This window comes from Rubritalea marina DSM 17716 (assembly GCF_000378105.1).
Lineage (GTDB): Bacteria > Verrucomicrobiota > Verrucomicrobiia > Verrucomicrobiales > Akkermansiaceae > Rubritalea > Rubritalea marina.
Genome location: NZ_KB899247.1, coordinates 288,308 through 311,727 on the forward strand (window position 1 = coordinate 288,308; position 23,420 = coordinate 311,727).

19 protein-coding genes and 1 pseudogene are annotated in these 23,420 nt (G+C 49.9%); 6 read left to right on the top strand and 14 right to left on the bottom strand.

The annotated features are described in order from the left end of the window. The first annotated feature begins 114 nt into the window (after positions 1 to 114). The 3 genes from F454_RS0101220 (at position 115) to coaBC (ending at position 1,888) form a co-directional block, all read left to right on the top strand. Complete coding sequence (locus F454_RS0101220) at positions 115 to 555, top strand: hypothetical protein (RefSeq protein ID WP_018968799.1); 441 nt, start codon at positions 115 to 117, stop codon at positions 553 to 555. A gap of 83 nt (positions 556 to 638) precedes the next feature. Next, positions 639 to 1,175: a flavoprotein gene (locus F454_RS0101225; RefSeq protein ID WP_033367138.1), complete on the top strand. Its 537-nt coding sequence runs from the start codon at positions 639 to 641 to the stop codon at positions 1,173 to 1,175. A 68-nt stretch (positions 1,176 to 1,243) separates the two neighbouring features. Beyond that, positions 1,244 to 1,888, top strand: coding sequence for a bifunctional phosphopantothenoylcysteine decarboxylase/phosphopantothenate--cysteine ligase CoaBC (gene coaBC, locus F454_RS0101230; protein WP_018968801.1), 645 nt, complete (start codon positions 1,244 to 1,246; stop codon positions 1,886 to 1,888). A 16-nt stretch (positions 1,889 to 1,904) separates the two neighbouring features. Here the strand turns inward: coaBC and F454_RS0101235 are convergent, their stop codons facing one another. The 4 genes from F454_RS0101235 to F454_RS0101250 all read right to left on the bottom strand — a co-directional run bounded on the left by F454_RS0101235 (position 1,905) and on the right by F454_RS0101250 (position 9,233). After that, positions 1,905 to 4,100, bottom strand: a complete 2,196-nt coding sequence (locus F454_RS0101235; protein WP_425481057.1) for a DUF7133 domain-containing protein — start codon at positions 4,098 to 4,100, stop codon at positions 1,905 to 1,907. 149 nt (positions 4,101 to 4,249) lie between these two features. Further along, positions 4,250 to 7,315 (bottom strand): autotransporter-associated beta strand repeat-containing protein, encoded by a 3,066-nt coding sequence (locus tag F454_RS0101240; protein WP_018968803.1) that lies wholly within the window; start codon positions 7,313 to 7,315, stop codon positions 4,250 to 4,252. Between the two features lie 217 nt (positions 7,316 to 7,532). Continuing rightward, complete coding sequence (locus tag F454_RS0101245; protein ID WP_205618974.1) at positions 7,533 to 8,801, bottom strand: valine--pyruvate transaminase; 1,269 nt, start codon at positions 8,799 to 8,801, stop codon at positions 7,533 to 7,535. Positions 8,802 to 8,921: 120 nt separating this feature from the next. Continuing rightward, the gene (locus tag F454_RS0101250) at positions 8,922 to 9,233 is read right to left on the bottom strand and encodes a hypothetical protein (protein ID WP_018968805.1); all 312 of its coding nucleotides are present in this window, start codon (positions 9,231 to 9,233) and stop codon (positions 8,922 to 8,924) included. Between the two features lie 102 nt (positions 9,234 to 9,335). Here F454_RS0101250 and F454_RS0101255 point away from each other — a divergent pair, with 102 nt between their 5' ends. Then, positions 9,336 to 10,415, top strand: a complete 1,080-nt coding sequence (locus tag F454_RS0101255) for a mannose-1-phosphate guanylyltransferase (protein ID WP_018968806.1) — start codon at positions 9,336 to 9,338, stop codon at positions 10,413 to 10,415. Positions 10,416 to 10,553: 138 nt separating this feature from the next. Here the strand turns inward: F454_RS0101255 and F454_RS0101260 are convergent, their stop codons facing one another. From F454_RS0101260 to ccsA, 8 genes are all read right to left on the bottom strand, one after another. Continuing rightward, on the bottom strand, positions 10,554 to 10,991 hold the full coding sequence (locus tag F454_RS0101260) for a YlbF/YmcA family competence regulator (protein ID WP_018968807.1): 438 nt from the start codon (positions 10,989 to 10,991) through the stop codon (positions 10,554 to 10,556). A gap of 126 nt (positions 10,992 to 11,117) precedes the next feature. After that, positions 11,118 to 13,628 (bottom strand): ATP-dependent Clp protease ATP-binding subunit, encoded by a 2,511-nt coding sequence (locus F454_RS0101265; RefSeq protein WP_018968808.1) that lies wholly within the window; start codon positions 13,626 to 13,628, stop codon positions 11,118 to 11,120. Further along, positions 13,621 to 14,757, bottom strand: a complete 1,137-nt coding sequence (locus F454_RS0101270; RefSeq protein ID WP_018968809.1) for a protein arginine kinase — start codon at positions 14,755 to 14,757, stop codon at positions 13,621 to 13,623. Before F454_RS0101270 ends, F454_RS0101265 begins: the two co-directional genes overlap by 8 nt. A gap of 4 nt (positions 14,758 to 14,761) precedes the next feature. Continuing rightward, positions 14,762 to 15,241, bottom strand: coding sequence for a UvrB/UvrC motif-containing protein (locus tag F454_RS0101275; RefSeq protein WP_018968810.1), 480 nt, complete (start codon positions 15,239 to 15,241; stop codon positions 14,762 to 14,764). Positions 15,242 to 15,454: 213 nt separating this feature from the next. Beyond that, positions 15,455 to 16,969: a uroporphyrinogen-III C-methyltransferase gene (gene cobA / locus F454_RS0101280; RefSeq protein ID WP_018968811.1), complete on the bottom strand. Its 1,515-nt coding sequence runs from the start codon at positions 16,967 to 16,969 to the stop codon at positions 15,455 to 15,457. Then, entirely contained in the window at positions 16,969 to 17,910 is a 942-nt protein-coding gene (gene hemC / locus F454_RS0101285) for a hydroxymethylbilane synthase (protein ID WP_018968812.1), read from the bottom strand. The genes cobA and hemC overlap by 1 nt, the downstream gene beginning before the upstream one ends. A gap of 2 nt (positions 17,911 to 17,912) precedes the next feature. Beyond that, on the bottom strand, positions 17,913 to 18,920 hold the full coding sequence (hemA, locus tag F454_RS13730) for a glutamyl-tRNA reductase (RefSeq protein WP_018968813.1): 1,008 nt from the start codon (positions 18,918 to 18,920) through the stop codon (positions 17,913 to 17,915). Positions 18,921 to 18,923: 3 nt separating this feature from the next. Then, positions 18,924 to 19,697, bottom strand: a complete 774-nt coding sequence (gene ccsA, locus F454_RS0101295) for a cytochrome c biogenesis protein CcsA (RefSeq protein ID WP_018968814.1) — start codon at positions 19,695 to 19,697, stop codon at positions 18,924 to 18,926. A gap of 191 nt (positions 19,698 to 19,888) precedes the next feature. On the opposite strand from ccsA, the gene F454_RS0101300 reads away from it, so the two are divergent. Together F454_RS0101300 and F454_RS0101305 are read left to right on the top strand one after the other, a co-directional pair. Then, positions 19,889 to 20,770, top strand: coding sequence for a DUF3500 domain-containing protein (locus F454_RS0101300; RefSeq protein WP_169334281.1), 882 nt, complete (start codon positions 19,889 to 19,891; stop codon positions 20,768 to 20,770). Positions 20,771 to 20,853: 83 nt separating this feature from the next. Then, on the top strand, positions 20,854 to 21,204 hold the full coding sequence (locus F454_RS0101305) for a DUF2288 family protein (RefSeq protein WP_018968816.1): 351 nt from the start codon (positions 20,854 to 20,856) through the stop codon (positions 21,202 to 21,204). 66 nt (positions 21,205 to 21,270) lie between these two features. Here F454_RS0101305 and F454_RS0101310 read toward each other — a convergent pair whose 3' ends face one another. Then, positions 21,271 to 22,524 carry an MFS transporter gene (locus F454_RS0101310; protein WP_205618975.1) on the bottom strand — a complete coding sequence of 418 codons (1,254 nt, stop codon included), beginning with the start codon at positions 22,522 to 22,524 and terminating at the stop codon, positions 21,271 to 21,273. Between the two features lie 603 nt (positions 22,525 to 23,127). Next, positions 23,128 to 23,420 (bottom strand): annotated as a pseudogene (locus F454_RS16460) (hypothetical protein); the annotation flags it as partial.

Sequence of the window (23,420 nt, forward strand, 5' to 3'; positions counted from 1 at the left end):
TATCGCCCTCATCCACCTACTTTTAGCCAGCCAAGCGATCCTTGAAGCAAGATCTAACAATATCTGAAAAAGTTTCCTATTGCACGGAGGCGGATTTTTCCTACATATATTGCCATGCACCGCACGATTCAGCACCTAAGCCTCAGTGGCATCGTTCTTCTTAGCGCGCACTGTGGCAGCATGAACGAAACCATTTATCTAGACCCGAACTTTCAACCAGCTCGGTCGGCAACTGATAAGGCTGACACTACTGCATCTGAAGAAAGCGCAGGCTCTGACGCACCAATCGCTCATGCTCCTGTGCCACAAAGCACCGTGGAAGTAGAAGCGGCAGCTGATGTGGCAGCAGCCACGGCCATCAACAAAAAAGAAGTCAAAGCACCTGTCGCGCAGGAACTTGCCCCACCAAAACCCAAACCAAGCTCAAGTGCTAGTTCACCATTCATCCAGCCAGATGTTTACGGTATTCCCTCAAATAAAGAATTGAATGAAACCAGCACCCCAATCAACAGCGGAGGAAACTCGCGACGTCTCGGTGTGCCTAGCAATCCTTAGCCTCCTTGATCAACAAGCCAGTGTCACGTCACTGCTACGACATTTCGCTTTCCAGCCCAGCAGAATTGCTACAGCATTCCTACATGGCAACGATCTTACTCGGTATTTCTGGCTCCATCGCAGCGTATAAAGCTGCCGACATTGCTTCTGCTCTCAATAAAGACGGACATGAAGTGCATTGTGTCATGACGAAGTCAGCCACTGAGTTTATCCCGCCCTTCACCTTGCAGACTCTATCGCGCAACCCAGTACTCGTTTCCTTACAAGATGAAAAGAATAGCTGGAAGCCGGGTCACATCGATCTCGCTGACCGCGCTGATCTGCTGGTAGTCGTTCCCGCTAGTGCCAACACCATTGCCAATTTTGCTAACGGCCTCGCACCCGACCCACTGTGTAGCATCTATTTGGCTACACGTGCCAAAACCTTGATCTGCCCAGCAATGAATGGCAAAATGTGGGACCATGTCGCCACCCAGCGTAATGTCGCACAGCTCAAGCTCGATGGAGCGGACTTCTTCGGCCCCGATAGTAATGGCATGCTAGCCTGCGGGTATGAAGGGAAAGGCCGCCTAATGCCCGTGGATGAGATTTTAGATTACATCCGAAAGTCTCTGGCCTAGGCATCTCACACGACCATTATTCTATCGTTACTGGCGGAATAAAGTCAGCCCATCCCCATCTACCCACCATGCCTAAACATTTTCTTATCACTGCCGGCCCGACTCGCGAGGCTATCGATCCAGTTCGCTACATTAGCAATCATTCTTCAGGCAAAATGGGCTACGCCATTGCAGGGGCCGCCGCTCATGAAGGGCATCGCGTCACGCTCATTTCTGGCCCTACCACTCTGGATGTGCCACACGGCGTTGATTTCCTGCCCGTAGAGACCGCACAAGAGATGTACGAAGCCACGGAGCGCTATATCAAAAAAGCCGACATAGCGGTCTTTGCAGCCGCGGTGGCTGATTACCGTCCTATTGCTGTCCCTGATCAGAAAATCAAAAAATCTTCTGACACGATGACCATCGAATTGGTGAAGAACCCGGACATCTTAGCCTCAGCACGCAGCCAGTTTGGCTTCAATGGAACCTTGATTGGCTTTGCCGCCGAAACAGAGAATGTGATCGAGAACGCGCGCGGCAAACTCGAGCGCAAACAATGCGATTTGATTGTGGCTAATGATGTCTCTCGTAAAGACATCGGCTTCAATACCGCCGATAACGAACTTAACCTCGTCTTCCCCAAAAAAGTCAGCTCCTTGGAGAAGGCCTCTAAAACAAGCCTCGCCATGGAGCTGGTAAACATCGCCCTGGAATTAAACCAGGGCGAGTAAGGGTATGCTTGGAGACTTATTTCTCTAGCTCTTCAATCGTCCAAGGACTCTTGCGATTTCTGTATTGGTGACGAATTTGTCTTACTTCCTTATCAGTAATCAGCTTCGCAGAGTTGCCCCAAGTATTACGAATGTAGGTCAACACATCAGCGATGTACTTGTCATCGTGGCTCGCCAGCGACTCCATTGCACCCGGGTAAGTCTTGCCGTCGATAGGGCCAATCAATCCATGCATTGCAATCTTGATCAGTTTCTTAGGATCGCCAGTCACACGTGGTGAGCCAACGAGAGGAGCTGCGAGAGTAGAATCAGTCCCGGCCATCGGAGTTCCTAATCCGTCATTACCGTGGCAGGCAAAACAAAGTGATTTGTAATGCTTGGCACCGCTCTGCATGACGCGTTCAAAGTGTGGACCTTTACCTTTGAGGGCTTGTTGGAATTCTCTCCATTCACGCGCCTTACGCATGTCTTCCTTCCATTGGTTGATGTGCATTTTCACCACAGGATGGTTTTCATGCTTCACCACCATCTCATCGCGATACTTCACGACTGCTGGAGAATGAGCATTTTCTTTAGCACTCAAGAATGCTTGTACCAACACCTGTGGTTCAGAGACATCAAGTAGTAGTTTATCGTAAATCGCCATCGCCGCTGGGTCATTCTTCTTCAGCAATGGATCAAGGATACGCAGTGCGTGAACGGCCACTCTTGGATCACTTCCAAAGATTTGTGACTTCAACACCTCTGTAGGCACGGCATCAATACCGTCCATAGTCCAGAGGATTTCAATCTTCTCTTGGCTGTCCTTAGACTTCGAGAATGCTGATTTGAGCGGTTCGATAAGGTTCTTCTCATTACGAAGCACGAGGAGCTTTCTTGCGGTGCTACGATGCCAACCATTTTTATGGCCAAGATAAGCAATCAACTCAGTGCTGCTTTTATCGAGCAACTTAGGAGCAGGCGTTTTCTTGTTGAAGTCCTCAGGCACGAGGCGGTAGATACGCCCCATCTGGACGTTCTTGTAAAGACCGTACTCATCAATCACGTTACGGAGGTATGTGCCTTTCTGTGTCCAAGCAGATTCCTGGATGATACCACGATACATGTCCACAATGTAGAGAGCTCCGTCTGGGCCAGTTCTCAAATTGATTGGGCGGAAGTTGGCATCAGTCGAACGAATAAACTCTGACTTAGGATACGCATTCTTCATCACCTTATATCCCTTTGAGGTATCCACATTTGCACGGCGGATCAATCGACCCACTGGTTCGCAGAGTAAATAACTGCCATAAAATTCAGGCATAAGATCACCTCGGTAGACTCCGTGACCACAGGCTGCTGTCACGTGGTTTAGCGTGTTATTCTCACGCAAACGGCGACGGCCACCTTGTGTATCAGGAATATTGTCGATAGGCCAAACCTCGTTGAACCCCTCTTCGAGCTCACCAGGGAACTTACTTGAGGAATACGCAATTGGAGTCTGGAAATACTGGAAACTCACTTCCAAGCCGGAAAACCCTGTAGCGAAGTTACCATCATCATCGTGATCAAGTCCCCACTGAGTGTTGGAAGAACGTGAAAAAATACGCTCTACTTTGCCATCACGCATGCGGAAGCGTTCGCCACCTTTTGAGGTGTAGATCCAGTTATCAATATTCCAGATGAGGCCGCTTGCCTGGTGCTCCATATTACCACCACGTGGCCCACCTTTGTACCAAAGCACCTTTTCATCTGCTTTGCCATCACCTGTGGTATCACGATAGGAATAAATATCTAGAGTGTCAGTTTCGCACAGGAGAACTCTGTCATCGAGCGGTAAGATCATGCGCGGTAAGTGCAAGCCATCGAGGAACACCGTGGATTTGTCCATCTTGCCATCACCATCCAAATCTTGGAGCTTCATCACACGACTCTTCTTCTCAGCTTGGCCGGTAGCATCCGCATCCTGCATGTATGTAGTCATCTCGAGGACATACATATTTCCGTTACCATCCCAAACACAGTCTACAGGCTCTTTGATCATCGGCTCAGATGCAACAAGTTGCAATTTGTAGCCTTTAGGCACCTGGATAGTCTTCATGCTCTCTTCCGGGGAGAGAGGCTTTACCTTGGCATATAACGATTCATCGGTCTGCGGAACTGGAGACTCATTGCCGTAACTGGCGATGCTTCCAGCAGCAAACATAAGGGGTAATAGTGTTTTAATACTCATTGTTGCGCTCTTAATTGTAGTGTTGCATTCTTTAATACGATCGTATCTATCGCATTGTTTCGAATAATTCATAAACCCCACACAGATAAATTACTGAGTGGGGATTAGGTGGTGGTGCTGGGAGAAAATAATGAGTAAGCGAATAGCACTTACTGACGGCGGCGCCTGAGTAACATCGATGTGCTGCCCAGCAACACGAGGAAGGAAGTGGATGGCTCAGGTACTGCTGCCGTGACATTGATGATAACATCATTGCCAGATAAAATCAGCTGAAAATTCATGTCATGGATCACACCTTCCGTGATGGCTCCGAGTGATCCAGTCAGAGCAGCAGCATCAATGAGCGTGTATAGACCGGCGCTCAAGCCTCCAAGATTGGTGAAAGTGAAGTCATTGAGCTCTAGCCCATCAATGATCAAATTACCCGCTGTGATCATATCTGCACCCGCTGCGCCAAGCTCAAATTGCAGGTCGCCTGCCGCTACGTCAGTAAGGTCTAGTGCACCAGAAATTGTCAGCGCAGTGCTGATTTGCGCATCGACGAGATCGATGGCTCCACCATTAAGAACCGTCACATCACCACCTATCGTACCAGTCCCGCCGAGAGCACCCCCGCTATTGACGAGGATTGTACCAGTCGCTCCGGAATAGGTGCCACTGACCAAAAGTAGCCCATCATTGATTTCAGTATCACCAATGTATGACGCGCTGTTGCCGGAGAGCTCCATCGTTCCTGCACCATTCTTCACCACGACAGCATTGGCACCGCCGGTGATCGAAGTGGACACATCAAGTGCCACATCATCGGTGGAACTTGCCACGTTGAAATTAAACTTCTGGACATCCTGCAGCGACATTGCGCCACCGCTGATGTAATTGGTAGCACCTCCATTGGTGGTGAGGTCCGTGCCAACTTCATCTAGAGTCTGAAATATCGAGGCTCCTGTAAATTGTAAAGTATTCCCCCCATTGCTATCAAAATTGAAGCTCTTGTTATAGAATACCAAGTACCCACCTGCATTCTCTGCATGGAAGGTGCTTCCGTTGTTGATATTGATATTAGATGCCGAGTACCACTGGAACAAGTCGTTCAGCGAGCTCACATATCTAAGTTCACCACCATTCACCGTGGTGTCTCCCTGGTAGGTATCAAATGCAGGAGCCACATTATCATTGATTGTGAGTCTACCTGCACCCTCTTTGACCAAGCCGCCAACGTTGGTGACATCCATCTGTTGAGCATGTGTCACATCCTGGCCGTTGGTATCAATACGGATCGCATCAGTACTATTCTTCACACGGCTAGAGTAGTCGGCACCCGCACTATTCGCGGTGTGACGAAGCGTGCCACCAGTGAACGTAATGTCACCACCGTTACCCAATGCTCCTGAAACTCCCGCCACTTCTGCAGCATCAGCTTCAAGCACTCCTTGAGCAAGGGTCGTCGTACCCGTATAAGTGTTGGCAGCGCCAAGCGACAACACACCTGTACCGTTTTTCGTAAGTCCACCCGTGTTGGTAGAATCAATGATCCCTGCCAGAGTCACATCCTGGCCATTTGTATCCAATGTGATTGCTGATGTGCTGTTCGCGAAACGCGTGGAATAATCAGTAGACGCACTATTAGCGGTGTACTCAAGCTGACCACCCGTAAACGTGATGTCACCACCATTACCAAGCGCGCCCGACACGCCAACATTATCTGCTGCATCGGCAATGATGGTACCAGCTTCAATTGTTGTAGAACCGGTGTAAATGTTTTGAGCCGTGAATGTCTGAGCTCCCACACCAGATTTCTTAATCCCCCCTGTTCCAAAAAGAATGCCGTCATATGAACCCGCGACAGCATTTGCAATATTGAGCTCGTTCCCCGCATCAAGCTGAGTCCACCCACCCAAAGCTCCACCACCAGTCAAACCACCAATCGTTTCAGTATTGCCAGTACCACCAACGTGAAAAATAGCACCTGAAGCATTCGCTAGATTGACAATCGAAGTGTCGCCAATATCTAGACCTGATCGAATCTCTAACACCCCAGCATTGATCTGCGTGCTCCCGGTATAGGAACTTCCGATCACAGCGCCACCATCAGTAGCACTACTTTTATTATTTAAGATCTGCGTACCAGCCCCATTCTTCACGAGACTCAAATCACCTTCGAAGCGACCTTGGTATTCAAATATTCCTGCGTCTGTATTCAGGGTGAGCGTGCTAGCTCCACCTGTTGTGGTCACCTTTTGATCCCCTCCTACATCACTAAAAAAGCTGTAAATATTCAACGAACCCACGGTCTGATCCTGCCCATTCAAATCCAAGGTACCGCTGGATTGACCGTGCGTGCTCCAGCCAAAAAACACGTCCGTACCGGTTGGCATGGCATCGGTGACTCCAAGCTTCAAGTAACCGCCAAAATTGATAGTGGTATTCCCCCAGGTGTTGCCAGCAACATTCAACTCAGATGCATTTGCTTCGGAATTGCCACTACTCGTAACGGTGAATTGCCCCGTCCCAAGGTTCACAGAGTTTGTATCGACGATAAAATTAGAACCATTCAAGCCCAAGCCTGCATTATTCGTGCTAGTCACACCGCCGCTCAAGGTAATTCCTCCTCCACGAAAATCAACATTACCAGTCGGGGTGAGTGTGATCGCACCTGTGACCGTACCTCCACCAGTTCCACCATTGATTGAACCAGCCCCATTATGGTTGATCACAATATCATCCGCCACAGTGGCTCCGCTGACTATAGCGAGCTGGCCACCATTGAGAACCGTGTTACCAGCGGCTGAACCAAGACTCGCACCATTGTTAACGAACAAAGATCCTCCATTGAGGGTGGTAACGCCTGTGTAGGTATTCGCTGTGTAGAGAAATAAAATGCCAGTCCCACTTTTCGTCACCGCCCCAGAACCAGCAATCCCATCCCCCACAATGACGTAGGTGCCAGTAGTGTCAAATGTGACATCATTCGGAGTGGTGGTTCCAGAAATTGCTACGTTACCAGCACCTGTATCCCCAAACAGAACATCATCGCCATCATTGTATGTATCAAGACCCCAACTAGTGGCATCAGACCCACCTGTCCAAATCATGTCCGTACTTCCATCCCAGGTGACTGTGGCAGCAGATGCAGCTCCTATGCCAAGGAAGCTTTGGAGAAGTATCGCGCTAAGCGTCGTTTGAAAAGGGCGTCGGGTGATTCTGTTGGAGGACATGAGTAGTGTGAGGTATGGTCTGCAGTGTCGTTATTATTAGAAACACTGAAATTTAAACCTAGGAGGTATACCCACACCCTTCCATCCTTATTTTATAGGATTCCACGCTAACAATCCTGAGCAATATCGACAAGGTCCAGATAGCGTTCTAAACGTTCTAAAGCCAAGGAACTAGAACCACGAGATGGATCAAATGACTGGCCGCCGCCCACTTCAATCAAGCATTGCGGTAGATCGCCGCAATTTCGTCAGCTATTATTTGAACCCCGCTTTCAACGATCTCGGCATCCATGGTGTATGTCATACGGATACATTCATGTTGATGCTTCCAATCAGTATCATCTAGACCAAAGAAAAAGTAAGCGCCTGAGACGACGAGTACATTTCGTTGCTTGAGACGTTCATACAATGCCTTTGAACTGATCGGTAGCCCCTCAAACCAAATCCATAGAAACAAGGCCCCTTCAGAAAGATGCACACGATATGGGATGTCATCGGGAAAATAAGCCTTCACCCACTCTTGAGCACGCAAGGACTTTGCCAGATAAAACGGCTTCACCACATGCTTACTGAGCTCCATAAGCTTGCCACTTCGAATCAATGGTTCAGTCAAGACCTGCCCCACGTTGCTATTTGCCAACCCCACAATGGCATTCATTGAAGCCATTGCTGAGGCAATTTTGGGTGGCGCAACCACAATACCCGTACGGGTCCCAGGCAATCCGACTTTGGAAAGACTCATCGTTAGAATCATTGATGAATCCCATAGTGGCTCAGCATCTGCAAAAAAGATGTTAGGAAAAGGCGCCCCATACGCGTTATCAATGATCAATGGGATGTCATGCGATTTTGCGATCGCGAGCAATTTTGCAATCTCATTATCAGTGATCACATTACCCGTTGGATTCGTGGGGCGAGACACACAGATAGCTGCCACATCTTCATCAATCACTAATCGATCAAAATCGATCCGATATTTAAATTGATGATCTCCAATTTTTTCAATTTTCGGCGGAAAAGCCACGAACATGTCCTCCCCAACAGATTGGTTAGCATATCCAATATATTCTGGCACCAAAGGCAGCACGATTTTTTTCCGAGTGCCATCATGGTGTAAGCCCGCCAGAGCGTTGAACAAAAAGAAAAATGCGGTCTGCCCACCTGAGGTGATTGCTATGTTCTCCTTTTTCACATCCCAGTCTAGCTGCTCACGAAACATCACCGTGAGAGCCTCAATGAATCTAGGATTCCCACGCGGAGGGTCATACTTTCCTAGCATCGCCTCTAGCGCCCCCTCACTCGACATCACGCCATCGAGCGCCTCTCGAAAGATGGTATTCACCTCAGGGATCATGCTGGGTTGACCGCCACCTAACATGTGCATGTGATCACCACCTTGAGCCAATGCATGCCCCAAATCATCCATCAATTCTTCAATCCCACTCCCACCGCAGAGCTTCTCGCCAAACTTTGAAAAACGCTTCACCTTCAAATTTCTAAATATTCTATACTACGAAAGAAAAGAAGCATTCCCGCTCTATTTATGCGGAAATGCTTGTGCATCTAACCCTGCTATGTGGGCCAAAACCCTCCCATAGGAGGGCCTTTAAATACCTATATCTTCACGGTACACATCCACGTCTTCACTGGGAATAGCAGCATCACGAATGCTCGAGAGCGTGCGCTGACTACCACGGCGAGTGCGTGGGCCAACCACCTTATCACGGACTGCTTCAGCTACTGCTGGAGCGAGTGCTGCAGCACCCAAACAAATTAAGGAAGCTGCTACTGGACGACGTGCACCTCGGTGCATCATATCACCGAGGATGATACCAGCTGCCACACCAAAAATCGTTGGTGATACAGCAGATGATTTTTCAGTCCAATTCTTAGAGGTTTCTGATTTTCCGTAATCCATATGCTGCACGATAAGCCCACATTCTTGTAAAAAAAAGCCCAAATCGTTGGTGAAGAACTTTTCTTTCTTTTACGAAGCAAGGATTTGGTAGATTCTATCAGCATGACTAACAATCATAGTTACGCACTCATTCTCGCTGGTGGTAGCGGCACAAGATTCTGGCCACTTTCACGTGATGCAAAACCGAAACAGCTACTCAACTTACTCGGAGAAAAAACTCTGTTAGAGCAAACTATTGAACGCCTAGAAGGGTTTGTGCCCAATGAGAACATCATCATTCTTACTAACGAGATCCAGTTAGAACTCGTTAGAGAGGTAGCCCACACACTCCCAACAGAAAATATTTATGCCGAACCGGCAAAGCGTGACACTGGCCCGGCCATTGCCTTGGGAGCCGGCATTATTGCTGCAAGAGACCCAGAGGCGACCATGGTGGTTCTTCCTGCAGATCACATGATCGAAGACACTGAGAACTTTCAACAGGTACTATCAGATGCCATGGCAGTTGCATCTGAGTCCCCATCCTTGGTAACTATAGGCATCAAACCAACATGGCCGTGCCCATCCTACGGCTATATTGAACGCGCTGGCCCTAGCCCGCTCACTCCAGCTGGAATAAAAAATTTCCCCCACGAAGTAACATGCTTCCGAGAAAAACCGGACACACTCTTGGCTGAGCGCTTCTTGAAACGTGGCAACTTTGCATGGAACGCAGGAATGTTTATCTGGTCCATCCCCACCTTGAAGCACGAGCTCGCTGCACATTGCCCTGAACTCGCTAGCTTTGTAGACAAATTTGAGAACACCGACTGTATAGAATCACTCATTCAAAACGACTTTGACCGACTCACACCAATTTCCATCGATTACGCCCTCATGGAAAAAGCAGCTCATGTGCTCAACATACAAGCGAACTTCGATTGGGACGATGTCGGCTCCTGGCTATCCGTAGCGAAATACCTCGATGATTCCGAGGAGGAGAATAAGACCAACAGCCCATTGGTACAAATCGACAGCAGCAACAACATCATCTTCACTGAGGATAAGAAGACTCAAGTAGCGCTACTCGGAGTGGACGATCTGATCGTCGTGCAAACTGGTGATTCCTTGCTCGTTGCGAACAAGCACCAGGCTGATGAAATCAAAAAACTGGTGGGCAAGCTCCCCGAGGAGCTACACTAGTAGGCGTCCTAGTAGAACGAATTCAACTGAAGCACTGCTCTCCTCATGAGCGGTGCTTTTTTTATTTCGATGTTCGGATAAAAAAATAGCCACTGGACAGATCTCCAGTGGCTAGAAATTAACTAAAGTTAGTGGGCATTAGCAACCGCAGCCACCACCACCAGAACCACCACAGCAGCCGCTTTCTTGAGCAGCAGCAGCAGCGAGGTCTTCGTCAGTCGGTGCATGACCAAGCTCAAGCGTCAGACCAACGTACTTGCTGATCGTTTGCTGGACGGTCTGGAGTTCACGCTGAGCGTCCATGAAATTAGTCACAACAGAATTCTGAAGAAGCTGCTCACGCGCTTGTTCGAACTCATTGATCTCGGCATCAGTCAACTCAACACCTGAGCGTTGCTTGTCGTTGAGTGCCTCACCACTCTCGTGTACTGACTGGTACTGCAGACGTGCTTCGTCATCGGTCAGGAACGCTTCAACATGTGTGTGAAGCTTTTTAAATTCGTCTTGGGATGCAAGTGCCTCACAAAATGACTTTGTAGATGACATCAAGCTGGTATCTTCTGCTAATAAGCTCATGGCTTACAGATAGCCCCATGCTACCGAATTAGCAACTGTAGGTTTTATTTTTTCAACGATTATCGACAAAAAAACCCGCAAACAGCATTCGCTGCAAGCGGGTTGAATAGAATGATGATTTAGCACTTACTTCTTGGCCTTTTCGCCAGACTCGCCACGCGCTTTCACAGGTTTGAACACTAGCTCCTCTTTCCCGCGGCGGCAGGAAACCTTGACAGAGTCACCTTCTTTCACGGTGCCACGAAGCAACTCTTCAGCCAGCGGGTCCTCGAGGTAGCGCTCCACGGCACGACGCATCGGACGCGCACCGTAATTTGGGTCGTAGCCCTTGGTCGTCAGTAGGTCCATAGCCCCCTTATCGAGCTTGAGTTTGATGCCGCGTTCTTCAAGGCGCTCAAAGAGCTTCTTGCACTCTAGCTTCACAATCACATCGAGATCCTTCTTCTCAAGCATGTGGAACACCACCAACTCGTCGAGTCGATTCAAGAATTCCGGGCGGAAGAACTTCTGTGAAGCCTCCATGATCTTTTCTTTCATCGCCTCAAAGTCGCTCTCTTCAGCATTCATCGCGCCGAAGCCTAGTGAGGTCTGACGCTTTGCTAATGATGCACCTGCATTTGAGGTGAGAATGATGACCGTGTTGCGGAAATCAATCTTGCGCCCTAAGCTGTCTGTCACGGTCCCTTCTTCCAGGATCTGCAACAAGAGGTTCATCACGTCTGGGTGCGCTTTCTCAACCTCATCAAAGAGAATCACAGAGTATGGGCGACGGCGTACCGCTTCAGTGAGCTGGCCACCTTCATCGTGTCCCACATAGCCTGGAGGCGAACCAATCAAGCGACTGGTCGCAAACTTCTCCATGTACTCCGACATATCGACCTGGATGAGAGAATCCGGATCACCAAACATGAAGTCAGCAAGGTTACGTGCTAGGTAGGTTTTACCCACACCCGTTGGGCCGAGGAACAAGAATGAACCAATCGGACGTCGTGGGTCCTTAAGATCAGCTCTTGAGCGGCGCAGGGCTTTAGATATGGCCTTCACTGCCGATGCTTGACCAATCACGCGCTCACCGAGATGGTCTTCCATCATCAACAAACGTTCAGCTTCCTTCTGTTCCATGCGTTGAAGAGGCACTCCAGTCCACTTGGAAAGAACAGCCATGATCTCCTCGTCCCCCACGGGCACGGTGCTCTCTTCGCTATCCGCTTTCCATTGATTGAGTGTCTGATCTAGCTTTTCTTTGGCCTGCTTTTCTTCATCGCGAAGCGCTGCCGCTTTTTCGAAGTCTTGGTCATTGATTGCAGCGACTTTGAGCTCATTGATCTCGTTGATTTTCCCTTCAAGATCTTTCACTACTGGTGGGCGGGTCATCTGTGCGATGCGCGCACGTGAGCCAGCCTCATCGAGTACATCGATCGCCTTATCTGGCAGGAATCTACCGGTTAGGTAGCGAGAGGATAGCTTGACAGCAGCCACAAGTGCTTCATCAGAGTATTCTGCCTTGTGGTGGGTTTCATACTTGGCTCGCAAGCCTTTGAGAATCTCAATAGCATCTTCAACAGTCGGTTCATCCACCTTCACCTGTTGGAAGCGACGCTCTAGTGCACTGTCTTTTTCGATAAACTTACGGTACTCATTCAACGTGGTGGCACCCACCACTTGAAGTTCTGAACGACTCAATGCAGGTTTGATGATGTTCGAGGCATCCATGGCACCCTCAGCAGAGCCAGCACCTACGATGGTGTGGATCTCATCAATGAAGAGAATCACATTCTTCACCTTCTTAATTTCATCCATCACCGCCTTGATACGCTCTTCAAACTGGCCACGGTACTTGGTACCGGCAACCATCAAAGCAAGATCGAGGGTGACTACCCGACGGTCTCGAAGCAATTCAGGCACATTACCTGATACGATCTCTTGAGCGAGGCCCTCAACAATTGCGGTTTTACCAACACCAGCTTCTCCAACGAGGACTGGGTTGTTCTTGGTACGACGACAGAGGATTTGAATGACGCGCTCAATTTCGTCTTCGCGGCCAATCACCGGATCGAGCTCACCTTCTTCAGCCTTCTTGGTGAGATCCTGGCCAAACGCCTTGAGTGCAGGAGTCTTGGTCTTTGCCTCCTCATTGCCCTCAGGTTCTTCCTCCCCTTCTTCGAACATTTCAAAGCTTTCATCTTCGTCATTAGGGCTAAAGTTTGGATCGATCTCCGCTAGCACCTCTTGGCGCGTACGCTGGATATCAACATTCAAGCTGGAAAGCACTCGAGCAGCAACGCCTTCACCTTCTCTCAAAAGCCCCAAGAGCAAATGCTCAGTACCCACATAGGAATGGTTGAGTTGCTTGGCTTCTTTGTTTGCTAAAGTTAAAACTTTTTTCACACGTGGAGTGTATGGAATCTGGTTTGCAATCGTTTGCTCAGGACCTGAGCCAACTTGCTTCTCCACCTCCTCACGGACAGTGTCGAGTTCCAGCCCCATGCGCTCTAGTACATTGACAGCGACCCCTTGACCCAATTTGATGAGTCCGAGGAGCACGTGTTCCGTGCCAACATAGTTATGGTTAAACCGATCGGCTTCTTTCCTAGCCAAGGCCAAGACTTGCTGTGCGCGTGGTGTAAAATTATTCATTCTCTAAATTAAGGTCGCCAGTAACATCGAGGTCACTAGCATGTTCACTAGTTCTTAAACTAATAGCAGGTGCATTGAGCTTTTGCAACCTACTGCGTAAGATTTCTGCTCGAATTAAATCGCGTTCTTCTGGTTCTAACTCAGCACCAGCGTGTAACTGCAAATGAGCGGGTTGAATATCCATCATCATCGAATCACAGGCCTGCATGGTTCCCTCTGGAAAATAACCCATAGCAGCCCCCATTCGCATGATTGAAATGTGTGCAAAGGCTTCTTTGGAATCAAATACCGTGGCATAGCCTAGTGTGCCAAATGCACGCCCCACTCTGTCGCTTAGCTGATTTGGCTCATCCTCCAGCATTTTTAGTCGAGCATTACTCTCATGACTTTCAATTTGTGAAATAACACGCTCTAGTCTGCTGATAATAGTTTGCTCACTTTCACCCAGCGTCGATTGATTGGAAATCTGGAACAAGTGACCCAGTGACTCGGTTCCCTCACCAAATAATCCGCGCACTGCAAATCCGATCTTGTTGACCGCTTGTAATACCTGGCCGATCTGCTCGGTCAGCACCAATGCTGGCAAATGCAACATCACCGATGCCCGCATACCAGTACCTAGGTTAGTCGGACAAGCAGTGAGATAACCTAGCTTTTGGTCGTAAGCAAATTTCAAATCTTGCTCAAGTTGCTCATCCACTTTAGCCAAAGCTCCGTATGCTTCCTTCAATTTGAGTCCAGGGCGGATCGCCTGCATCCGCAGGTGATCTTCCTCATTCACCATCAAAGAAAGCCTCTGACCTCGGTCAATAATCGCCGCACTCCCCGTCCCTCGGGCTGCTTGCTCCCTGCTGATGAGGTGACGTTCAACAAGCACTTGCTTCTGCAAGGCATCCAGATCTGAAAGCTCGTGAATAAAGCCATTCTTCATCGACTTCAAAGACTCCGCAGCAGGCAATATCTTTTCCATCGTACTCACGCGCTCGGTCTTCTTAGACCACCCCGGAAATGGGACGTCAGAAAGGTTGCGCGCCAAGCGAATCCGGCTAGTGATCACCACTTCATTCTTCGTGTTCTTACCGGTCATCCAGTCAGCAGGATGCTTCATCAATGTCGAAAATCGCATCATAACTTTAGGACTCCCTCTCCTTGATTGAATCTCTCAATTTCGCAGCTTTCTCAAAGTCCTCAGCAGCAATGGCCGCCTCGAGCTCATCACGCATCGACTGAAGCTCTTTCTCGCGGACGATGTCCTGCACTATGCCATCAGGCACCTTCCCCTCGTGCGTGATCCCAGAATGCAACTTCTCAAGTCCGCCCTGAATCTCATTCGCAAAGGTGGTGTAACAATAACTACAACCTAGACGCCCAACCTTACGGTAGTCTTCTAAGCTGAAGCCGCAGCGCTCACAAACTGTCGCTGAATCGTCGGCCAGCAACTCAACATGTTCTGGAATGTCGTCCATAATTTTCTCTACCATCGGGTAAGCATCCCCATCCGTCAATCCATGATCCGCAGCACATGCATCACATAAATTCATCTTCTTCATGCCGTCTCCAATCGCTTGTGTGTAGAAGACGGTTGCGGGGGAATCACAGTAATCACACTTCATCAGCTGTTAGTATAACTCATTCGAGAATCTGTCATAGGATGAAATGAAAAAATGACCTCATTCACCTCAAAAATACTCGAACCATATTGCAGCCAGCAATCGATAGATAGATCAAATAAATCAAGCGATTCAGAACGATTCTACCTACCGCCACACGAGACAGTCAGCGGGCACGAATAACGGTTAAGTAATGTGCAATAATCTGCGGAACTTTCAGTCTTTTTGGTGCGCAAGATTAACCACGGCGTCGACAAGGCCTTGGATATGATGCTCCTCAGCTTGAATGTCTGCAGGCTTACCTATAACCTCCAAAGTGGCACTGGTGATCGGCCCAATGCTGGCAACCTTACAATGTTCTGGCCATGGAAGATTGAGGGCAAAGAAATGTTTAGCGGCAGATGAACTCACAAAAGTGATGAGGTCAGCCCCACTCTCCTCGAAACGCTTTTTCGCTCCATTCGGATCATCCATTTCAGGCACCGTTTTGTAGGCAATACATTCATCGACGATTGCCCCTAATGCAGATAGCCCGGTGGTGACCGTATTGCGAGCCTCCGCTCCACGCACCCAGAGAACCGTTTGATTTTCTATATGCTCATGCTTGGCAAATGCTTCCACCAATCCCTCGGCCACAAACTTCTCGGGAACGAGATCGACAGCAAGTCGGTACTCTTTCACTTTTTTGGCTGTCCCCGGCCCTACGGCAGCAATGCGCACACCTCCAATACTGCGAGCGTCATCGTAAATGCTGAAGAATGCTTGGAAAAATCGCTCCACCCCGTTTGGACTGGTAAAGACCAACCAATCATAGGTGTGCACAGACCCTACCCCTTCAGCAAACTCCTGACGATCGTCAGGATGCTCGATCTTGATCGTTGGAATCTCGATCACCTCAGCACCAAGCGCGCTCAGCTGCTTGTTGAGTTCACTCGCTTGCGAGCGAGTACGAGTCACCACCACTTTTTTACCGTGGAGAGGACGGCCTTCAAACCAATCTAAATGTTCTTTTTCTTTCACAACGTCGCCAATAATTGCCACTGCGGGCGCTTTAAATTTTGCTTCTTCAGCCACACCCGCCATGGTGCCGATTGTGGCCACTAATGATTTTTGTTTTCCGGTAGTTGCCCAGCGCACCAATGCCATTGGTGTGTCTGAATCTGCTCCGTGATGGATCAAGGCTTCACAAATGGAGCGTAGTCGCTTCACCCCCATCAGGAAGACTTTGGTGCCGTCTGCATTGGCGAGCTTCGCGTAATCGAGTTTGCTCTCCTCTTTTGTGGGATCTTCATGTCCAGTAAAGACGGTGAGCTGCGAACAATGGTCACGGTGCGTGACAGGAATACCTGCATACGCTGGACCTGCAATCGCTGAAGATATGCCAGGGACGATCTCAAAGCGTACCCCAGACTTGGCAAGGCGTGCCGCCTCTTCGCCACCGCGTCCAAACATGGTCGGGTCTCCCCCCTTGAGGCGAACAACCACTTTACCTTCCAGAGCCTTCTCCACCAGTAACTCGTTGGTATCTTGCTGCGGCAAAGCGTGATTTGCAGCTCGCTTGCCAACGTAGATGAGCTCGCAATCTGGCTTAGCCCAGCGCAAAAACTCGTCGGCAATCAAGGCATCGTAAACAAGCACATCAGCTTGCTCGATGCATTCCTTTGCTTTCAAGGTGACCAAGCCCACATCACCTGGGCCAGCACCTACTAAATAACAAATCCCTTCAGCCATTATGATAATGATTTAAACAGAGTCTCCGCAACGAGCAAGGGTTGATCTGCTGCACCAGCGACTTGCGCCTGCATCGGCACCCCCACACCCTCACCTTCTGGGAACACAATCGCCTCCATCATCAACTTGTCACCTAAAAGCTGTGTTGCAACACCCACTGGGGTGTGACAACCGCCATTGAGCAGGCGTAGAAATTCGCGTTCAGCCGTGATACGGGTCATGGTCTCCGCGTGGTTCAAGGCCTCGGCAAACTTGCGCACGCGATCATCACCACTGCGCACCTCAAGTGCTACCGCACCCTGCCCTGCAGCAGGCAAAAATGTCTCGGGTTCGACTCGCTGACCAAACACATCACCAGCCTCAGTGGACATGGTGCCAGTGGCATCGTAACCCAGTCTCACCAAGCCAGCCTCAGCCAGAAGAATGCCGTCCAAATCAGGGTTCTCAGCAAGCTTGCGCAAGCGAGTTGGGACATTCCCACGAATGTCTACCATTTCAATATCTGGACGCAAGTGACGCAGCATTTTCTGCCGGCGGCAGGAACTACTAGCTACCTTAGCCCCTATTGGCAGGGCATCGAGTCCCCCAGCCTGCTTGGTCACTAAGACGTCTGCCACTGGTGCACGCTCTAGCGTAGCAACCACCTCAAACCCCTCATCGAGCACCGTAGGCATATCCTTGAGGCTGTGAACGGCCAAGTCCACCTCGCCGGCCTCCAAAGCCACTTCAAGTTCCTTGATGAACACTCCCTTATCGAACACACCCTCCACTTTAGCCACTTGGGCAAGCGAAACATCGGTGCGACGGTCGCCAGTCGTGGTGATCACTTTACGCACAATTTCCAATTCAGGGAAGCTTTGACGTAGAAGCGCTTCAGTCATTTCTGCTTGCACCAATGCCAAGGCGCTACCACGGGTACCTACGATGAGTTTTTCTTTCATAATTAAACCAAATTTTTAAGTTTCTCGATTTCCACGTCGATGATCCCTTCACAGAGACGCACTTGTTCTTCGCGCATGTGGCGGTTTTCATCAGCCTGCGCCTGCAAGGTATCCAGATCATACACGTAGACTTCCTCGATCTCCCCTACCTCTGGCGCAATATCGCGAGGCACGGCGATGTCGATCATGAATAATGGGCGGTACTTACGCTTGGCTCGCACCTTCTCCACATGCTCAACACGCACCACTGGATCGGTGGCTCCTGTAGAGGAAACCACCACATCCACCTTCGCTAGCACCGGTTCCCAATCGCTAAATGCCACCGCTTCGCCACCCATCTGGTCGGCAAGCTTTTGCGCATTCTCGAGAGATCGATTCACCACATAAATTTTCTTCGCACCACGCTCCATCATCCTCTGCGCAGTGATATAACTCATTTCACCAGCACCAATCACCATGACCTCACTGGATTTCAAGTTGCCAAAAATCTTTTCTGCAAGGTCCACCGCCACACTCCCAACCGATGTCTGTCCACCTTGAATCCTGGTTTCGGTACGCACCTTCTTGCCCACGCTAAACGATTTCTGAAATAACTTATTCAAAACCGAACCTGTCGCAGATGCCTGCAACGCCGCATTGTATGCTTGTTTCACCTGTCCAAAGATCTCGGTTTCACCCAAGACCATGGAATTCACCCCACTAACCACCCGGCACAGGTGCCGCACAGCCTCGCCCGCCACGTGAATATAAAAATGCTTTTCGTCATCGGCATCCACACCAGCACCACCAGAAAGTAAGCGTTTCACTTCTAGCTGGGCCTGTTCGCTATCCTCGGCACAGGCGTAGACCTCCATACGGTTGCATGTGGAGAGCACCACAGACTCACCCACACCAGCTAGCTCGGCGATCCGCTTGCTCACATCAGCCTGCTGCTCAGCAGCCACGGCAAAGCGTTCCCGTACCTCAACGGGAGCCGTGTGATGGTTCAATCCTAAACAAAACAGCTGCATGGTTTATAATACGGCGAAAACGAGCAAAGATAACACAAACATGAGCACCACGCTAGAAGCCATCCGCGACGGAGTCATCCCTCTCACCTGCCAAATTGTCAAGAGTGCTGTGTAGGCAAGCCATACCAAAACGGCTACCCAAAAATGCAGCCAACTAGATTCAGTTTCATGAGGCATCATCATCGCACACAACACCCCTCCCGTAAGTACCAGAGTACCAACACCTGTCAGCCTAACCATCGAAGCAATCAGGCTCGTCACCGGCGGCATGTTTGCAAACAAGCCCGAATTAGTCTCGTGCATTTTTAGTCGGCGGTTGAGCACGCGAAACATCACCCCCGCTATCGCAGCAAGAGCAAATGCTCCATACGACAACACCGACAGAGCAGCATGGGTTTCATACCATGGCTCCACCACTAGAGCGCGAGCTGGACTCGCCTCAAAAACACCAGGAATCGTCGCTACCAAGAGCGAAAGCGTCACCACTGGCGCCGAAAACAAACCCAGCAATGAAAGACGGTATGTCGATCCAATGATCAGGTAAAATATGCTCATCGACCATGCTAGAAACACCACAATCTCGCCCATATCGCCCAGTGGGCACTGACCTCGTAGTTCACCACGCTGCGATAAAACCATCGATTGCGCCACGAAGGATAAAAACATCAGCAACACCGTGAAACGACTACGCTTTCCTGCGCGAACCGCACGAAAGCTCATGGCCGTGGCCACTCCCGAGAACACCCAGGCGGCAACGATGTAAAATAGCAGAGGCATGCTTCACTCATGCCTCAACAATCACGCGCTAGCAAGTAGAACTTTGCCTACTAGTGCAAAGTAGCAAATCGAATACAAGCTAGCATCATCAGCCCCCACCCAGTAGCGACACCCACATCCGTTCTCATGATAGTCCTTGATGCTCGATGGCATCTTATGAAATAGTTCACACCAACAACCTAACAACAGCCGTGAAAACCCTATCCATCCTACTCACCTTGATCACCCTCAGCATGCTCACGCTGAATGCAGAAAGTACCTTTGAAACACAATTTGCTCAACAAGTCTCCGCCTTTCTCAACACCCTAGATGATGAGCAAAGTGAGGAATGCCTGCACAAACTGGATGACCCGCTGCGCTGGAAAATGCAGTACACTGGAGGCAAGCGTGCTGGTATCGCCATTGGTAAACTCAATCGTGAACAACGAAAGGCCTTCGAAAAAACCATCAGATTGGTTCTCTCAGCAGAAGGATGGGACATGGCAAAACAAGTGATCCAACAGGACGGCAACATGGCCATCAAGAACTACTATGTTGCCTGCTTTGGCGACCCGCGTCATGGTGAGGACTTTGCCTTCCGCCTCGCAGAGCACCACCTCACCATCATCCACCTTTCGGTCCGAGACGGCAAAGCCGATGAATTTGGCCCCATCCTGTTAGGCGCAAACCCACCAACACTTTGGAAAAAAGATGAAAAGGCATTGCTAAAGCTATGGAAAGACGCCCAAGACCCATCTTTACTCATCCAGGGCAAAAAAGCCATCGCTAGTGAAGCCATGCCCAAAGGGGATGGCACGCCCTACGCAGAACTCAACTCAGCCGCCCAGCAGCAGCTTCAAACAATCTGGAACCTACGCCTGCGCATCTTCACTCCCCAGATCCAGAGCATTCTAAACCAACACCTCCAATACAATGGCGGTATCAAAGCCGCCAACATAGCATTTTACAATAAAACCCCACTCAAACGCTGTGAAGATGGTGGCAAGTGGGACTTCAATTGCCAAATTGGTAAACTTCACTTCGACTATGAAGGAAGCCGTGGTCACATCCACTTCAGCCTCTGGCTTAGATAATCTCCAATCATGAGATCGTTTCCATTCCCTTCCCACACACAAATCACTTGCTCGCAAGGCCAGCATCGACTACCTCCAAATACATGAGTGATTCAGAATCCGGCCCGATGGAATACGGTATGCTAGGCGACGACGCCATGAGCCAAGAGGAAAAAATCGCCAAGTACACCGGCGATGTGGATTGGTCCTACTTGCGCCCACACTTCAAGGCTGGTGCGATGGTCTACGTTGACCCCACCCTCGACCTCCAAGAGGTGGCTCAAGCATTCACCCAAGATGACAAAGTAGCCGTCGACGCTTGGATGAAAAAAGCCGATCTGGTCAAGCCGTCCTCGCTCCACGCCGATTGGTGGGAGCACGACCAAACACGCTTCACCGCCGTCGTCGTCACTCCATTTGTTCTCGCTCAGCCGCTTGAAAAGCCCGCTGAGTAAAACCAACTAAATCACGCGGACTCAGGCATTGATCAGCCCAAATTGCTGGCCTGATCAGCCCCGCAGCTAGTCTGGCTTCCTCCGATAGCCGAACGCAAAGTACGCCAGACACAGCACAATCAGCAGCGATAGGATCGACCAAAACAAGGTCCAACCAATCCATACTCGCCCAGCCCCTGTCATTTGGAATAGCAAGCCACAGCTGAGGGCGCCAGAGGTCTGTCCAGCGGCATTCGACATTAAAGACAGAAGCGCCTGCGCCTGCCCGCGCATACTCTCGCTGACCCTGCGGTTCACAAAAATTTTTCCAGTGACCGTGAAGAAGGTGAAGATCGGCCCGTGCAATGCCACGCCAATCCACATCAAATAGATCATCCCCGAATAGCCTGCACCAGCGTAGAAGCCATAGCGAATAAGCGCTAGGATCATGGCAGTGACAATGAATGGTTTCACCTTCGCACGCGCCCCCAGCCAGCTCAGCAACAACATCGCCCCGATCTCTGACACCTGCCCTAGTGCCATTTGAGCACTTGGGCCAGGCAACACACGAACCAACAACGACTGCATTGCCACCTCATTCTGGCTGAGGGCCGCCAATTCACTCAACAATTTGGGTGCGTACATGTAGTGCGCTGCCAGTGGGATGGCAAAAAGAAAGGCTGAGATATAGTACACCTTCAATGATCGATCACGCATCAGTGTGAATGCTTTGAAGCCCAATACTTCCTTCCAATTTTTGGCACGCTGGCCACGAGGGCGCGTCATTGGCAATAGGAAACAAATCCCCCCTAGACCAAGCCTCACAGCAGCCGCTATTTCTCCCACCCGGGTCGATGCGTCCAGACTCAGCCAGCTCACCAGCACCCCCGCTGATAGCCAACCGAGCGTCCCGCACAGATTGTACAAGGGAAAATTCCTCTGCGGATCGCTGATATTGGCTAAGGTGATCGTCGAGATCAATGGAATCATCGGTGCCGAGATCAACACGTTGCAGCCTTGAAAAAACACATACCACCATGGACTCCACCCCCACTGCAGCACCGAAAACTGCAACCAAACAAACACGGAGCCAAGTATTGTGATGCAACCCAATATTTTCTGAGCCTCCCAGCGCCTGTCCGCCATCGAGGTAAACATCAAACTAGAAAAAATGGCCGTCACCGGCCCCACAGCCGTCGCAAATGGAATCACCCAGAGCGCACCATGGCTTTCTAAAATATTCGGCAATGCCGGAGTGCACAATCCTAGTGGGATAAAGATCAGGAAATATACCACTCCGATCCAAAGGTTGCTTGCTGAGTTTGTACGAGCTTCTTCCAAGACCAGAGGCTTCTCTACTCCAATACCCCGCACTGCAAGACTTTACACACTCAATCCAAGAGTAATTGCATCACCAGACCATAGAATGTCACTCTACCGCAAAGACAAGTAAGAACTAAGATCTGAAAACTGAGAAGTACTCCAGATGACACCACCCAAGCACCACCCATTGCCACGTCCAGCCCCGAGCCTGCGACCAATCACAAATCACCACCCCATTCGCTGAAGGCGAATCCCATACCAGCCTAGGGTAAGGCGAAGCATGAGCCGCAACCCTAGGCCCCCACACACCAAGCATCCCTTCCCTGAAGGGGAAGCACATAAGCACACCGCATCATCGAATAACATCAAATAACATAGACCAAATAACATAGACAGACTATCTTTAGAGAAGATCTGAGCCTAACACTGTGATTTTACTAATGATCAACCCCTGCTGACTTCATGGGCCGTTATCTGCGACCATCTTGGCCGATTCGACTCGAAACACCTGAAAACACCTTCTATTTGGCCAAGTGGTGCCAGAGCTTCGTATATTCTGAAGCGTGTTTGATTGAGCTTGGTGTATATGCTGGTCTGAAACTCGAATGACCAGTGCCTGGCCTATTCTAGCCGCCTCGATCGAAGGGTGTTGAGCGGCTCGTTGTTGATACTAAAGTTGGTGTTCTGGGGCTTGTGCTGCCTCGCCTTCTTTCCTTCTTTGGCTGCTGGCCAGTAGTGGTTTTCTTGAAGTTGCTCGATCACGTCCTCCACAAAACTCTGACTGCCGATCACCGCGGCTTTGCTGAAAAAGCGAACCCGCTGGGTAAGGCTTTCGCGCAGGGTTAATTCCCCGCCATTGTTCAGAACAGCGGCGATCTCTGCATCGCTGAAACCGCAACGCTTTTGCTTACCCA

Excerpts from the sequence above, each read along its gene's own strand:
- F454_RS0101220 (WP_018968799.1), top strand. The coding sequence starts at position 115 with ATGCACCGCACGATTCAGCACCTAAGCCTCAGTGGCATCGTTCTTCTT.
- F454_RS0101225 (WP_033367138.1), top strand. The coding sequence starts at position 639 with ATGGCAACGATCTTACTCGGTATTTCTGGCTCCATCGCAGCGTATAAA.
- coaBC (WP_018968801.1), top strand. The coding sequence starts at position 1,244 with ATGCCTAAACATTTTCTTATCACTGCCGGCCCGACTCGCGAGGCTATC.
- F454_RS0101235 (WP_425481057.1), bottom strand. The coding sequence starts at position 4,100 with ATGAGTATTAAAACACTATTACCCCTTATGTTTGCTGCTGGAAGCATC.
- F454_RS0101240 (WP_018968803.1), bottom strand. The coding sequence starts at position 7,315 with ATGTCCTCCAACAGAATCACCCGACGCCCTTTTCAAACGACGCTTAGC.
- F454_RS0101250 (WP_018968805.1), bottom strand. The coding sequence starts at position 9,233 with ATGGATTACGGAAAATCAGAAACCTCTAAGAATTGGACTGAAAAATCA.
- F454_RS0101255 (WP_018968806.1), top strand. The coding sequence starts at position 9,336 with ATGACTAACAATCATAGTTACGCACTCATTCTCGCTGGTGGTAGCGGC.
- F454_RS0101260 (WP_018968807.1), bottom strand. The coding sequence starts at position 10,991 with ATGAGCTTATTAGCAGAAGATACCAGCTTGATGTCATCTACAAAGTCA.
- F454_RS0101265 (WP_018968808.1), bottom strand. The coding sequence starts at position 13,628 with ATGAATAATTTTACACCACGCGCACAGCAAGTCTTGGCCTTGGCTAGG.
- F454_RS0101270 (WP_018968809.1), bottom strand. The coding sequence starts at position 14,757 with ATGATGCGATTTTCGACATTGATGAAGCATCCTGCTGACTGGATGACC.
- F454_RS0101275 (WP_018968810.1), bottom strand. The coding sequence starts at position 15,241 with ATGAAGTGTGATTACTGTGATTCCCCCGCAACCGTCTTCTACACACAA.
- cobA (WP_018968811.1), bottom strand. The coding sequence starts at position 16,969 with ATGGCTGAAGGGATTTGTTATTTAGTAGGTGCTGGCCCAGGTGATGTG.
- hemC (WP_018968812.1), bottom strand. The coding sequence starts at position 17,910 with ATGAAAGAAAAACTCATCGTAGGTACCCGTGGTAGCGCCTTGGCATTG.
- hemA (WP_018968813.1), bottom strand. The coding sequence starts at position 18,920 with ATGCAGCTGTTTTGTTTAGGATTGAACCATCACACGGCTCCCGTTGAG.
- ccsA (WP_018968814.1), bottom strand. The coding sequence starts at position 19,697 with ATGCCTCTGCTATTTTACATCGTTGCCGCCTGGGTGTTCTCGGGAGTG.
- F454_RS0101305 (WP_018968816.1), top strand. The coding sequence starts at position 20,854 with ATGAGTGATTCAGAATCCGGCCCGATGGAATACGGTATGCTAGGCGAC.